We start from the raw sequence: 15110 nt of genomic DNA, 5'->3' as shown, positions 1-15110 counted from the left end.
CCATAATTATGCATATAAAATGAATTGGGAACAATTACTCTCTTTGCGCCGTCATGGCGATGTCAGTAAAAGATTACGAAAAGAACAAGATGAGACCCGTTTAGGGTTTGAGGTTGACTATGACAGAATCATTTTCTCATCGGCGTTTAGAAGCTTGCAAGATAAGACCCAGGTCATACCACTGTCCAAGACGGATTTTGTCCATACCCGTCTTACACATAGTTTGGAAGTATCGGTCGTAGGTCGTAGTTTGGGTAGGGCAGCAGGTAAAAAAATCTTGGAAAAGCATCCGCATTTGAGAGATGTCCATGGTTATAAGTTCAATGATTTCGGCGCTATCGTTGCTGCTGCCGCATTGGCCCATGATATTGGGAACCCGCCCTTTGGCCATAGTGGGGAAAAAGCTATTGGAGAGTATTTTAAGACCGGAAAGGGTGTCCGATTCAAAGAGGTGCTCACAGAAAAAGAATACCAAGATATTATCGATTTTGAAGGTAACGCCAATGGGTTTAAACTATTGACGGAATCCCGGGAAGGTGTAGATGGGGGATTACGATTGGGTTATGCCACATTGGGAGCATTTATGAAGTACCCTAAGGAATCATTGCCCAAAAAACCGACCCAACATATTGCCGATAAGAAGTTCGGTTTTTTTCAATCGGAAAAGCAGACTTTTTTGGCGGTTGCTGAAGAATTGGGACTTGAACAGACCCTGAAAGGGAATGATATTTCGTTCGCAAGACATCCATTGACCTTTCTTGTGGAAGCGGCCGATGATATCTGTTATACCATAATCGATTTCGAAGACGGAATAAACTTAGGATTGATTTCCGAGGATTATGCCTTGGAGTATTTGATAAAATTGGTCAAAGACCGAATCAATACCAAAAAGTACAATGAACTAGCTTATAAAGAAGATCGTCTTAGCTATTTAAGGGCCTTGGCCATAAGTACTTTGATCAGTGATGCCATAGATGTGTTCGTAGCAAATGAAGAGGCCATTTTAGCAGGGGAATTTGATGTGGCACTTTTGGACAAAAGCAAGTATACCGCCCAAATCAATGATATAATAGCCTTGAGCGTAAATAAAATATACAGATCGCAGGAGGTATTGGAAAAAGAAATCGCAGGGTATAAGATAATTTCCGACCTTTTGGATGTTTACACCACGGCTTTGGTAAGGACAAATGAAGGTGTTGCCTCCAATTACGACCGACTTGTAGTGAATATGCTCCCTGGGTTTTACCAACAAACCGATAAACCTATTTATAGGATATTGTTGAACACATGTTGCTATGTGGCCAGCTTGTCTGATAGTGCGGCCGTACACCTACACAATAAAATCATGGGGAAACAACTCTAGAACTCATAGGTAATTCCGACACCTAAAGATTGTTTGAACTGTATTTTTGGTCTACCGGCATATGTTTCGGCGCCATCGGCGTCGACCAACCGATCGAAAAGTATATCATCATCATAAATGAGATGCGTACCGATATTGGTGATTATTGATTTGTTAACCTTGAGATTCAAGTTCAGTTCCCAATCAACATCAATATTTCCAAAGCTGTTGAGATAATCTGAATATAAACTCAAATCATGTTTCAGGCTTACGTTTTTCGCAATATTAGTATCCCATTTATTGGTAATCAAAAAGCCTAATTCAATAAATGAGTTTTCCCCAGGGGTGATAACATTTCCATCATCATCCAAAACTGCCTTTTCAACACCGAAAGCACCATTGTTCGCTAATTCTTGGTCGAGCACAAAAGTTGCTTTTTGGGTCAATGGTGAAATGTAGAGATTGAACTTCTGGTTTTCCGTGATATAAGAAGTACCTGCACCAAGGAAGAAATAACCTGGGGACATAAATCGGGAAATAGGATTGTCACGATTCGGATATTTGTAACCGTTGGAAAACTGAGTATTGAAAGTTGCCTTGACCGAATAGTACCAATTGGTTATCGTATCACGGCGATACCCGAACGTTGAACCTATTTTAAGGGCGTCATCCGTTTTTCTTAATTTTCTTTCTTCTTGGGCATTAAGACCATAACGAAGCTCCAAATAATTGTCCCATTGAATATACCTGAACTTATAATTACGTTCAAAACGAAGGTTGCCTAGACCTGAAACAGCATTTTGCCCACCTGCATTCCAATTGACAAAGGCTACTTCACTGAAATTAATCCCCAAACGATTCATCTTGGTCCAAAACGAAGGAACCCTGAACCTTCTTGGTTTATTTTTCAATGCTTTTGTTTTCTTAAAACTAATGACCGGGTTGGTCAGATTAACACTCCTTGGAACATTTTTGATCTGCACCAATGTTCTGCGTATAACAACAGTATCGATCTTTGTGGAGTCTATGGGATTTGTAGGTGGAATGGAATCTTGGCTGAAAACGGAATTAAAACAAGTCAAAAGCACAAATACGGAAACTAACCTTCTCATCATCATCTTAAAGTTCATTAAGGGTCTTATTAATATACTGTTTTATTGATTCACCATCTAAACCGGCCAATTTATGAAGTTGGTCAATGGTACCATGTTCCATAAACCTATCTTCTATACCCAGGACATCGATTTTGGCCAAGTAATTATTTTCGTTCGCAAAATTCATGATCGAACTTCCGAAACCGCCAAGTTTACATCCATCTTCAATGGTTATGATATGGGAATAGTGTGAAAAAATATGGTGGAGTTGTTTTTTATCCAAAGGTTTAACGAAACGCATATTGAAGTGACCAATTTGTTCTGATGAAGGTAATTCGGGAATGATTTCCTTGACCAAATTACCAATATGACCTAAAGAAAGTACAGCAATTTTCGTGCCTTTTTTAATCATTTGAGAGGTCCCTATTTCAATTTTTTCAAAAGGTGTGCGCCAAGACAACATTACACCCTTCCCCCTGGGATATCTGATAGCTATGGGTTGTCCTATTCCCATTTGTGCGGTATACATGATATTCCTCAGTTCTTGCTCATTCATCGGGGCAAAAATAATTAAATTGGGAATGCAGCTCAAGTAGGCAATATCATAAACCCCATGATGGGTGGCTCCGTCTTGCCCTACGAGTCCGGCCCTATCCAAACAGAAGACAACGGGTAAGTTCTGAAGGGCTACATCATGAATGATCTGATCATAGGCCCTTTGAAGAAAAGTGGAGTAAATGTTACAGAAAGGGATGAGGCCTTGAGTGGCCATTCCTGCTGCCAAGGTAACGGCATGTTGTTCCGCAATACCAACATCAAAGGCCCTATCCGGAATTTCATTCATTAAAAATTTCAACGAACTTCCTGTGGGCATGGCTGGTGTAATACCTACAATATTTGGGTTTGATTTGGCCAATTCTACAAGGGTATGTCCAAAGACATCTTGGTATTTTGGGGGCTCCTTAGAATCCGGTTTTTTCTGAAGTTCTCCCGTAAGTCTATCGAACCTTCCCGGGGCGTGATAGGTGACCTGGTTTTCCTCAGCCTTTTGCAAACCTTTACCTTTGGTTGTAATTATATGCAAGAGTTTTGGCCCGGGTACTGATTTTAAACGTTCGAGTTCTTCCAATAGAAGAGGTAGGTCGTGACCATCTAAAGGTCCGGCATAGTCGAAATTCAAACATTCGAAGATATTTTCATCCTTGGCCGTTCCTTTTTTAACATTGGTCAAATATTTTTTCAATGCCCCTACACTGGGGTCAATACCAATGGCATTATCATTAAGGACAACCAGAATATTTGCATCGGTTACCCCGGCGTGGTTTAACCCCTCGAATGCCATTCCGCTTGCAATTGAGGCATCACCGACTACTGCAATATGGTTACGTTCGGGTTCGCCTTTCAATTTGGAAGCAATTGCCATGCCCAAAACAGCTGAAATAGAGGTGGAGCTATGCCCTGTTCCAAAATCGTCATATTCACTTTCTTTTCTATTGGGAAAACCACTGATACCGCCCATTTGACGATTGGTAGCGAAGATGTCCTTACGTCCTGTCAATATTTTATGGCCATAGGCCTGATGCCCAACATCCCATACTAACTTATCATCTGGAGTATTGAAAATATAATGAAGGGCAATGGTAAGTTCTACCACACCCAGACTGGCTCCTAGATGGCCTTCTTTGACAGAAACAACATCAATTATGAAACTTCGTAAGTCCTTGGCAAGTTGAGGCAACTCGTCTTTTTTCAACTTACGCAGATCTGCAGGGAATTGTATTTTATCCAATAGGTTCATCACTAATGGCAAATGTAAGGGAAATTCATATGTAACAATTATATTCTATAATATCAAAAGTGTAATTTTGAAATTATGGATTTACCGTTTGATGATAACTTTTACATGAAAAAGGCACTGCAAGAAGCGGAAATAGCCTTTGAAAAAGGGGAAGTGCCCATTGGTGCCGTTATTGTGGTCGATAATCGGATTATTGCCAGGGCCCACAATTTAACAGAACAATTGACTGATGTTACGGCCCATGCAGAAATGCAGGCCATTACCGCGGCAGCCAATTTCCTGGGTGGAAAATACCTTCAGAATTGCACCATGTATGTAACCTTGGAGCCATGTCAAATGTGCGCGGGAGCTTTGTACTGGAGCCAAATATCTAAAATCGTCTATGCTGCTGAAGATGCCCAAAGGGGCTATAACGCCATGGGGACAAAACTGCACCCTAAGACAAAAGTTGTAGGGGGTGTGTTGGAGAAAGAAGCGTCAGATTTATTGAAAAGATTTTTTATTGAGCGCAGAAACCTGAATTAAAAAAACCCCAGCATTAAATGCAAGGGTTTTCAATACAATCAATAATAGAATATTTTAACCGATTACTTGCACTTGGCCTGCAACCATACCTTTTCTGCCTTCTTCTTCTTCGTATTCTACTTTGTCACCTTCGTTTAATTCAACACCGTTCAATGCTGTAACATGAACAAAAATGTCGCTTCCCGTCTCGTCGTTGGTAATGAATCCGTATCCTTTGGATTCATTGAAAAATTTAACTGTACCTGTCATTCCAATTGATATTAAATAGATAATTAGTACACTAAAATATAATTTTTATGGCAGATGTAATCAAATATGGGAAGAAAAAAATGTTTTAATCATTGATTTTCAGGCTTTTCAACCTCTTCGCCTCGCATTTTTCTAATATTTTCTTCTGTAAGCATGTAGTCTTTCATCTTTTTCCCTTTACTCTCCTTATAGAGAAAAAGGGGCATGGCCAAAAGGAAAATACCAACAGTACCCAGGCCAATAAATTTGTTGCCAAGGTTGATTTGTTCTTCATGGATACTGAATCCGTAAATTATGGAACCCAGTGAGGCCAAGACAATGAAAATGATGAAATATTTCATTTTGTAAAGGTAATCAACTTTCTGCGATAGGCGGTTAACAGCTTTGATTTGGTGATAAAACCGATATATTTACCATTTCTGAGAACAGGAAGGTTCCAAGCACTACTGGTTTGGAACTTGTCCATAATATCGGTCATTTTATCCTTTTCCAATTCAATAATCGCCGGTGGTTTTATCATAACTTCATTGGCAATTACCTTATCGTAAAGTTTTTGTTTGAACATTATTGAACGAATATTGTCCAAGAGTATAATCCCTAATAAGGTGCCATCTTTTTTATTTAATACGGGAAAGATATTTCGGCTCGATTTTACTACGGCTTTGTGAACGATATCGCCTAAGGTCATCTCGGGATAAATGATGACAAAATTGTCTTCGATAACCTTGTCAATATCCATAAGGGTAAGTACCGCGTGATCTTTATCGTGGGTAATCAACTCCCCTTTTCTTCCCAACTGCATGTTGTAGACCGAATGGGGGTGTACATATTTTGCGATAGGGTATGAAATGGCCGAGGTAATCATCAAGGGAATAAATAGTTCATAACCCCCTGTTACTTCTGCAATAAGGAAAATAGCTGTTAACGGTGCATGCAGTACACCGGCCATTAGGCCCGCCATGCCTACCAAGGTAAAATTACTTTCAGAAATCCTCACGGATAGTAATCCGATATTATTAAGGATTTTAGCTAAGCAATTTCCCATAAGACTGCCCATGAAAAGGGTAGGTGCAAAAATACCGCCGACCCCACCGGCCCCAAAGGTGATCGAGGTCGCAAAAATCTTGAATACCACAAGTCCGCCAAGTAACATGATCAACGTCCATACATTGTCCAAATTAAGATTAAAGACATTGTTATCCAGGAAATTACCCGGATGGCCTTTTACCAAATTGTTGATGACGTCAAAACCCTCGCCGTAGAGCGGTGGAATAAAGTAAACAATGACACCGATACTTACCCCTCCTATCAATAATCGTTTTACGGGTGAATCGAATTTGTCGAAAAACTTCTGGACCCTAGTGTATACTTCAGTGAAATACATTGAGGTTATACCTGCGACAAGTCCTAGGATTATATAAAAAGGAACATCAGAGATTTCAAAACTATCCTCGATTTTAAAAGGTAACAACACGTCATCACCCAAAAAGAAATAAGAAGTGATTATAGCGGAAATGGAGGCCAATAATAAAGGAACCATGGAGGCAATCGTCAGATCCAAACTAAAAACTTCAATAGCGAAAATGATAGCCGCTATCGGAGCTTTGAAGATTGATGACAACGCCCCTGCGGCCGCACAGCCAATCAATAGGTTGCGTGCTGACTGGTTCATATGCAACAATCTTGAAATATTGGAGCTAATGGCGGCCCCAGTGGCCACAGAAGGGCCCTCAAGACCTACCGATCCCCCGAAACCTACGGTTAACGGGGCGGTTAAAATAGAACCGAATATTTGATACCTCTTCATTATACCCTTACGCTTGGATATGGCATGTAAGGTAGAAGGTATGCCATGGCTTACCTTATGCCGGATAACATATTTTATGACCAGGTAAACCAAAATAAGACCGATCAAAGGAAAAACAAAGTAAAAAGCATGGTGGTAATCCCTAACTAAGTTTCCTTCTAATAAATGTTGGTAAAAGTGGGTCAGGTTTTTTAGGATAACGGCACCTATTCCTGATGTGAATCCTACTAGGATACTTAAAAAATAAATGAATTGGCGTTCAGTTATGTGTTTGGCCCTCCATATTAGGAATTTGGTAAATAACTTTTTTTTCTTTGGCATTTGGGCTATATGATTAATCGAACACCTCCAAGTTGTTCAACTTTGTAATTGAACTTGTCACTCGGAGAACCTATGAACATAAAATTAATGGGAATATTCCATTTTTTGGACAAGCTTTGAATCAGTTTTGGTGTAAATTCACCTTTCTCTATAATAAAATCAACCTTTATGTCAGGGTATTCCCTGTCTAAAATATCGATTTCAAAAGCGAGGTTTTTGGGTATTTCATCGCCCTCCCTTTGAACATGCACTATTTTTATTTTTTTGGTATGTTCGTTTTTCTTGATGTATAACATGACCTTGTTCAATGTCGCTATACTATCCCCCTTGGTGAAAAAGACGAATTCTTGATTGTTTATTTCATGAATGAAAGATAGAATCATTTTATCCGCATTAAAAACCAATTTACGTATTGGGTCGAAAATATAGTGGATAAAACTTAATAGTAACCGTAGTACCAGTGTCCTGTTCAACATAAAAATGATGAAAATGATAAACGGTATAAAGTAATCCAAGAAAACCGTAAAATTGCTGGATTGTCCTTCTGCCGGTTCAATGATAATATTACCTACCAAGGCAATGGAAACTGCGATTATCGCCACAAAAACCGAAAGCCATGAGGCTTTTTCGGGTCTAGGTAAGGCAGCTCTTTTCACTTTGAGTAAAATATTCCCGATACCGAACAATGCCATCACGGATAAAAAGGATATGGTATAAACGCCTGCCAACAAAGTTACTTCCCCTTTGGTTATTAAAAGCACTGAAACCGCTAATATGAAGAACATGATGATGATACGATAAGAACTTCCTTTTTTATTTTTCTTTAAAAAGAACTGTGGCATTATCCTGTCCAATGTCATTCTTTCCAATAAACCTGTAACGCCGACGAAACTCGTTAATACGGCACCACTCAATACTAAAAAAGCGTCGATTGAAATTAGGGATGCGACCCAATTGCCACCCACATGTGAGGCCATTTCCACTAAAAGCGTGTTTTGATATTCACTACTTTGTAATACCGGCATGGCAAATAAGGCAAGTGCGAATACGGCCATCATGGGATTTATGATACTTACGATGGCCCACATATTCTTCAAGGTTTTTGGGAAAACACCTTTTTTCTGTTCTTCAATGAAGTTTGCCGAACTCTCGAAGCCCGATACACCTAACATTGAAGCGGAGAATCCTAAAAATATGGCGGTCATTATTCCGTTTTCATTTGTGGGGAAATTCCAATTGTCAATAAAAATGCCAATGCCGTTATGAAATAAAAACAATATGATAAAGCCACTTAGAACAGCTAATGACAGAAGGTGAAAACCGAAAATCCCTATGGCCACTTTGGCCGACTCGGTAATTCCTATGATAGACAATATCGCAAACACGCTTAATAGGCATATGGTTGCAATGATAATCGGCATTGAAGGTATGAGGTGATGTAAATAATGCATTGCTTCATTGGCCGATATTACTGCTGTGGCCATATAGGATAATATGGTCAAGGTAGCGGCAAATGATGCCATGAACTTACTGGTCGTGTTCAGTAATGCATTGTAAGTACCCCCATTTAATGGTAGGGCACCAACGACCTCACCATAAATTTTCCTGAATAAGAAAAGGACAACCGATACGATCAATAAGGTTATCCAAGCGTATTGGCCCGCGAATGCTATTGCTAGGGCTGAGACATATAAAACCGACGAACTGATGTCATTGCCACATATGGCCGTTGATTCCAGTTCATTCAGTTTCTTATGAATATTAGTTTTGACAGTCATTAATAATTAAATTCAACTCGTCCAATTGTGATTGGTCAATCACCGCTGGAGCATCTATCATCACATCACGACCACTATTGTTTTTTGGGAATGCGATAAAATCACGAATGGTTTCCTGTCCGCCAAGGATGGCTACCAATCGATCTAGTCCAAATGCTATTCCGCCATGAGGGGGCGCCCCATATTGGAAAGCATCCATTAAAAATCCGAATTGAGCCTTCGCTTCATCCGTTGAAAAGCCCAAGTGTCTGAACATGGTACTTTGAATTTCCTTATCGTGGATTCTAATAGAACCACCTCCGATTTCATTACCGTTCAGTACCAAATCATAGGCATTTGCCTTAACAGAACCTGGATCGGTTTCCAAAAGCTCCATTTGGCCTGGTTTTGGTGAGGTGAAAGGGTGGTGCATAGCATGGTATCTTCCTGTTTCTTCATCAAGTTCCAATAAAGGGAAATCAATGACCCATAAAGGGGCGAACTCATTATTTTTGCGAAGTCCTAGTCGTTCTGCAAGCTCCATACGCAAGGCACTTAACTGCGCTCTGGTTGAATTTGCATCGCCAGATAGCACACAGATCAAATCTCCTGCCTTTGCATCGGTTGCCTTAGCCCAATTGGCTAAGTCTTCCTGATCATAAAACTTATCGACCGAAGATTTAAACGAACCGTCTTCATTACATTTAACATAGACCATGCCTTTGGCACCCACCTGCGGTCGGCGTACCCAGTCTACTAAACCATCGATTTCCTTTCGGGTGTAGGATGCCCCCCCTGGAACGGCGATACCTACAACTAATTCAGCAGAATTAAAAACGTTGAAATCCTTATGCTGTGCAACGGCATTCAGTTCGCCGAATTCCATTCCAAAACGAATGTCCGGTTTGTCATTGCCGTATTTTGCCATCGCCTCGTCAAAGGTCATTCTTGGGAATTTAGAGGTTTCTACCCCTTTTATTTCTTTTAATAGATGTTTTGTTAATCCTTCAAAGGCATTCAATATGTCTTCTTGCTCAACAAAGGCCATTTCACAGTCTATTTGTGTAAACTCGGGCTGTCTATCGGCTCTTAAGTCTTCATCCCTAAAACATTTTACGATCTGGAAGTATTTATCCATACCACCGACCATCAATAGTTGTTTAAAGGTTTGAGGTGACTGTGGCAAAGCGTAGAACTGCCCTTGGTTCATTCGGCTGGGCACTACGAAATCGCGGGCACCCTCTGGAGTGGATTTTATAAGATAGGGGGTTTCAACCTCGATAAACCCTTCTTTAGACAAATAGTTTCGCACTTCCATAGAAACCTTACTCCTAAAGATCAGGCTTTCTTTTACAGGGTTTCTACGAATGTCCAGATAGCGGTATTTCATTCTTAGGTCCTCACCACCATCAGTTTGGTCTTCGATAGTAAATGGGGGCGTTTTGGAAGAGTTGAGTATAGAAAGCTCTTTGACCAATACTTCGATATTCCCTGTTGGGATCTTATCATTCTTGGAGGCTCTTTCAATTACGGTGCCTTTTACTTGGATCACGAATTCGCGTCCAAGGTTTCTTCCTTGCTCCAATAACTCTTGTGAAGTTCTTTCCTCGTCGAATATCAACTGGGTTATACCATAACGATCACGTAGGTCAACCCAGACCACAAAACCTTTGTCCCTGGTTTTTTGCACCCAACCGGCCAACGTTACTTCTTTATTTATATGAGACTCCCTTAATTCCCCGCAGTTGTGACTTCTGTACATCTATCGAATTTATTTTTAAAAAGGCAAATTTACTAAGTATAAGCGATTCTCGGCTATTTTAGCTCCGGGATTTTCTAAAATTGTGTAAGGTGTATAGGGTTACCCTATGAAAGATATCTTCTTGGGATCATACTTTTTGCTTCCAAAAAACCGTTTTGTCTAAAAATAATGTTCAATGCCCTTTACTTTTTCGCATCCGGCGGCTATTTTCCCCATGGTAGGGAACAAGCGCTATTTTTCAGCATCGGGCTTGATTGTTGGTAGTATGGTCCCCGATTTTGAAAATTTCTTAAGAATGGACTTGAATGGTAGTGTGAGCGATACTTTTTTAGGAATCTTCATCTTTGATCTGCCCTTGTCGATCCTACTTCTTTTTTTATATCATTTATATGTTAGGGACATATTCATTAGCTCATTACCCAAATTCCTTTCCCAACGATTTGCGACCTATTTTGGTTTTGATTGGATGGGTTGTTTTAAGAATAGGTGGAAAATTATTTTGTCTTCTATTTTCATAGGGGTGTTGACCCATTTGTTTTGGGATAGTTTCACCCATTATGATAGTTGGTTGAGCCTTAATTTCCGTAGTTTCTTTTATTTTAAAATCGGAGGTATTTCCCTATTTAATGTTTTTCAGCATGCAAGCTCCTTAGTAGGGGGCGTTTTGGTTTTTGTTTATATCGGTAAAATGGAAAAAGGTAACTTGCCCAATATCCAGGGATTCAAAAAACAGTATTACTGGCTAATGGTCTTTTTATTTGGAGGTATCGCCTTTATATGTAGAGCATTTTTCGGTTTTGATCGGTTCGATGAAGCAATCGTATCGGCAATAAGTTCTGTCCTTTGGGGTATTTTGCTAGGCTCTTTTTTATATGTGAAATATAAAAAAAGCAGTCTCTTTTCAGGGAAAAAGACTGCTTAATTCAAATTTGGATTAGTTTTTACGCTGACTTGACTTTGGTCCGGTTGCGCCAGTTCCAGGCCCTTATCTTCATTCTGTATTCTATACTGAACAATACGGGCACTATGATAAGGGTAAGGAAAGTTGCCACGATCAAGCCATAGATTACTGTCAATGCCAAAGGCCCCCAGAATACCACATTATCACCTCCAATGTAAATTTTGGGATCAAATTCAGTAAATAGGGAAAAGAAATCTATGTTCAGCCCAATGGCCAAGGGTATCAATCCAAGTACTGTGGTAATTGCCGTTAGCAATACAGGTCTTAATCTTGCTTTTCCTCCTTTTACAATTGTCTCAGTAACCTCGGTTTTAGATAAAAGATCGGAATCCCCTAAACCTAGTGTCAATTTCTTTCGATCGATCAGGATTTGGGTATAGTCCAGTAGAACTACGCCGTTGTTCACCACGATTCCTGCAAGGGAAATGATACCCATCATGGTCATCATGATCACAAAAGGCCTGCCGGTTATCATTAGTCCGCCAAACACTCCGATGAAACTAAGAAAGATAGCTATCATAATTATTATAGGCTTGGATATACCACTAAATTGGAAGATCAAAATCAAAAGAATCAATCCTAGCCCAGAGAAAAAAGCGCCAACCAAGAAGGCCATTTGTTTGTTTTGCTCTTCGATTTGTCCGGTATAATCTATTTTGATGTCTTTAGGAAGGTCTTTGAAGTCTTCCATTTCTTTTTGTATTTCGGCTACTATGGCCCCTGCATCGGTAAATCCTGGTTTTAATTGGGAATAGACCGTAACAACACGTTCATTGTCCTTATGTTTTATTGCACTGAACGAAGAAGTATTTCTTTCTGAGGCAACGGCGGATACGGGAATTTCTTTTATTTGCCCACTTGCAGGGTCCCTAAAAATGATGTTTTGGTTGAAGAGGGCACTTTTGTTATACCGCAGATCTTCATTAAAACGTACGTTTATATCATAGTCATCCCCGTCTTTTTTGAATACGCCTGCTTTTTCGCCAAATAGGGAGCGTCTCAATTGTAAACCTACTTGACCTACAGAAACCCCTAGTTCGCCTGCTTTTTCTCGGTCTACAGCGACCTCCATGGCAGGTTTGCTTTTGTTTACATCGATTTTCAGCTCTTCGATACCCGCTATGTTTTTGCTATTGATGAAGTTTCGCATGTCCTCAGCGGTATTTATGAGTTCATCATAATCTTTACCTTCCAATTCAATATTGATAGGATAGCCAGCAGGAGGACCGTTGACGTCTTTCTCTACTGAAATGGCCACACCAGGGTATATACCACTAAGGGCATCCTGTATCTGTAATCGAAGATCCTCGGTATCTAGCCCGCCCCTATATTTAAATTCACGCATTGACAGGGTTATCTTTCCACGATGGGGCATTTCAGCAGAAGAACCACCGTCGGTCATAGGGTTCCCTGCCCCTTCGCCTACTTGTGAAACGGCGGATTCTACCAAGAAATTAAAATCCCCTTTTTTGTATTTGTCCCTATTTATTACTTCATAAACCCTTTTTTCAATATCCAAGGTCAATTTATTGGTCTTTTCAATTGCAGTGCCTTGGGGATATTCTATGTAGGCATAGATTTCATTGGGTTTATTGTCAGGGAAAAATTCGATTTTGGTTCTACCGCTTCCTATTGACATTCCGAAGAGCATGAACGTAATGATCAACAGTAAAAATGTCAATCCAAAATACCAGTATACATTATTGCCCCTAAGTGCTGTTTTCAACTGCTTTTCATAAAGATCTTCAAGACGTGTCATTATTACCCTTTGAAAGCTAAGGGCGGCACTTTTGATGACATATTTATAGATCCAAAACAGAATTGCGGTTAAAATCATTAGGGAACCTAATCCCCGAACCGGGCCACCAACGATCAATATGAAAATTCCGAAAGCACCTAAAATAATACTGATTCTTATAAGTTGTTTAACGGTTAATTCTTTTTCACCTATCTCCATAAAACGGGAAACCAGCATTGAATTCATAAAGATGGCCACGAAGAGTGATGACCCCAAAACCACTGAAAGGGTTATCGGGAAATAGATCATGAACTGGCCGAAAATACCTGGCCAAAGACCCAAAGGAACAAATGCCGCAACGGTCGTTGCCGTGGAAATGATAATAGGGTAGGCGATTTCGCCAATTCCTTTTTTCGTCGCTTCAATGCGCGACATGCCTTCTTGGTCCATAAGTCGGTAAACATTCTCTACGACTACGATACCATTATCCACCAACATTCCCAGACCCATGATCATCCCGAAAAGAATCATGGTATTCAAAGTAAAGCTCATTCCATCTACAAAGACATCCAAATAGTTCAAGATCATGAAAGACATGAACATTGACATAGGGATCGCAAAACCAACGAACAAAGCATTTCTGAACCCTAAAAAGAACATTAAAACGGTAACTACGAGTAGAATACCGAAAATGATATTGTTTACAAGATCATCTACCTGGTTCAAGGTTTTGTTCGAGGAATCATTCGCAATGGAAATTTTTAAATCGGCCGGATAGTAATTCTCAGACTGATCCTTAACAAGGGCCTTAATTTTATCCGCTGCTGAAATGGCATTTTGACCGGCCCTTTTTGTAACGTTAAGCATTACCACATTTTCACCGAATTCCCTGGCATAGGTGGTTTTGTCTTCTTCACTGAAGGTTACGTTCGCAATATCTTTCAGGTATACGGCGCCATTTTCCGATTTAACAACGAAATCGTCCAGTTCCTTAGGGTTTTCGATTTCACCAATGATACGAATGGTACGGCGTTGGCCACCTGATTTCAAATTACCTGCCGACATGGTCGTGTTTCCATTACCAATGGCACTTATGACATCTTGAAAGCTGATTTTTGCAGCCATCATTTTATGTATATCCACTGCAACTTCGACCTCTTTTTCCTGTGCACCTCGAATTTGGGCCTCTTTTATTTCAGTAAGGTCTTCGATTTCATCTTGAAGGTGTTCGGCAAAATCCTTTAGCTTTTCAACAGGATAATCCCCTGTGAAGTTTACGTTCATGATAGGGATCGATTCCGATAAATTAAGGTCGAAAACATTGGGGTCGACCTTTGCGTTATTGAAAGTAGGCCAATCTTCAGTTGCCTTTTCAGCATCTACCTCGTCCTTTACTTTTTGCTTGGCCGCCTCTACGGTGATATCCTCATCGAATTCTACCGTAATGATCGCATAATCTTCTTGGGAAGTAGACGTGATCTCGACCACATTGCTAATGCCTTTTAAACGATCTTCCAAGGGGTCTGTGATTAGTCGTTCAATATCTTCGGCCGTATTTCCGGGGTAAGGGGTGCTAATGTATATCTTGGTTTCCACAATTTCGGGGAAATCTTCCCTTGGCATGGCAAAATATGATTTGAGGCCAATATATAGGAAGATACCGATCATGACATAAATGACCGAAGGGTTGTCAATGGCCCAAGACGAAAGTCCAAATTCCTTTTGTGAGTTTTTTAGCTGCTTGCTCATTTGTTCA

The 15110-nt window shown here is 40.1% G+C and carries 11 protein-coding genes; 3 read left to right on the top strand and 8 right to left on the bottom strand.

All coding sequences use genetic code 11. The features are described 5' to 3' along the window. Nucleotides 1-19: 19 nt before the first annotated feature. Nucleotides 20-1363: a dGTP triphosphohydrolase gene (dgt, locus tag GJ691_RS08260; protein ID WP_154366189.1), complete on the top strand. Its 1344-nt coding sequence runs from the start codon at nucleotides 20-22 to the stop codon at nucleotides 1361-1363. On the opposite strand, the gene GJ691_RS08255 is transcribed toward dgt, so the two are convergent. After that, nucleotides 1360-2472, bottom strand: a complete 1113-nt coding sequence (locus GJ691_RS08255) for a DUF3078 domain-containing protein (RefSeq protein WP_246200148.1) — start codon at nucleotides 2470-2472, stop codon at nucleotides 1360-1362. The two genes, dgt and GJ691_RS08255, sit on opposite strands and share 4 nt — an antisense overlap. Then, on the bottom strand, nucleotides 2462-4234 hold the full coding sequence (locus GJ691_RS08250; protein WP_154366185.1) for a 1-deoxy-D-xylulose-5-phosphate synthase: 1773 nt from the start codon (nucleotides 4232-4234) through the stop codon (nucleotides 2462-2464). Before GJ691_RS08250 ends, GJ691_RS08255 begins: the two co-directional genes overlap by 11 nt. Before the next feature lie 75 nt (nucleotides 4235-4309). On the opposite strand from GJ691_RS08250, the gene GJ691_RS08245 reads away from it, so the two are divergent. Continuing rightward, nucleotides 4310-4759 carry a nucleoside deaminase gene (locus tag GJ691_RS08245; RefSeq protein ID WP_154365723.1) on the top strand — a complete coding sequence of 150 codons (450 nt, stop codon included), beginning with the start codon at nucleotides 4310-4312 and terminating at the stop codon, nucleotides 4757-4759. Between the two features lie 54 nt (nucleotides 4760-4813). On the opposite strand, the gene GJ691_RS08240 is transcribed toward GJ691_RS08245, so the two are convergent. The 5 genes from GJ691_RS08240 to aspS form a co-directional block, all read right to left on the bottom strand. Beyond that, complete coding sequence (locus GJ691_RS08240; RefSeq protein ID WP_154365721.1) at nucleotides 4814-5008, bottom strand: cold-shock protein; 195 nt, start codon at nucleotides 5006-5008, stop codon at nucleotides 4814-4816. A gap of 89 nt (nucleotides 5009-5097) precedes the next feature. Beyond that, nucleotides 5098-5349 (bottom strand): hypothetical protein, encoded by a 252-nt coding sequence (locus GJ691_RS08235; protein ID WP_154365719.1) that lies wholly within the window; start codon nucleotides 5347-5349, stop codon nucleotides 5098-5100. Then, nucleotides 5346-7136 (bottom strand): chloride channel protein, encoded by a 1791-nt coding sequence (locus GJ691_RS08230; protein WP_154365717.1) that lies wholly within the window; start codon nucleotides 7134-7136, stop codon nucleotides 5346-5348. Before GJ691_RS08230 ends, GJ691_RS08235 begins: the two co-directional genes overlap by 4 nt. 5 nt (nucleotides 7137-7141) lie before the next feature. Continuing rightward, complete coding sequence (locus tag GJ691_RS08225) at nucleotides 7142-8914, bottom strand: APC family permease (RefSeq protein WP_154365715.1); 1773 nt, start codon at nucleotides 8912-8914, stop codon at nucleotides 7142-7144. Continuing rightward, nucleotides 8898-10655: an aspartate--tRNA ligase gene (aspS, locus tag GJ691_RS08220; protein ID WP_154365713.1), complete on the bottom strand. Its 1758-nt coding sequence runs from the start codon at nucleotides 10653-10655 to the stop codon at nucleotides 8898-8900. Before aspS ends, GJ691_RS08225 begins: the two co-directional genes overlap by 17 nt. A gap of 175 nt (nucleotides 10656-10830) precedes the next feature. On the opposite strand from aspS, the gene GJ691_RS08215 reads away from it, so the two are divergent. After that, nucleotides 10831-11577 carry a DUF4184 family protein gene (locus tag GJ691_RS08215; RefSeq protein ID WP_154365711.1) on the top strand — a complete coding sequence of 249 codons (747 nt, stop codon included), beginning with the start codon at nucleotides 10831-10833 and terminating at the stop codon, nucleotides 11575-11577. 19 nt (nucleotides 11578-11596) lie between these two features. Here GJ691_RS08215 and GJ691_RS08210 read toward each other — a convergent pair whose 3' ends face one another. Further along, nucleotides 11597-15103 carry an efflux RND transporter permease subunit gene (locus GJ691_RS08210; RefSeq protein WP_154365709.1) on the bottom strand — a complete coding sequence of 1169 codons (3507 nt, stop codon included), beginning with the start codon at nucleotides 15101-15103 and terminating at the stop codon, nucleotides 11597-11599. Between the last annotated feature and the right edge of the window lie 7 nt (nucleotides 15104-15110).

The sequence above is a fragment of the Maribacter luteus genome (genome assembly GCF_009674825.1).
GTDB lineage: Bacteria > Bacteroidota > Bacteroidia > Flavobacteriales > Flavobacteriaceae > Maribacter_A > Maribacter_A luteus.
The sequence above is the reverse complement of the archived record's forward strand: the minus strand, read 5'-3'. Positions and strand labels throughout refer to the sequence as shown.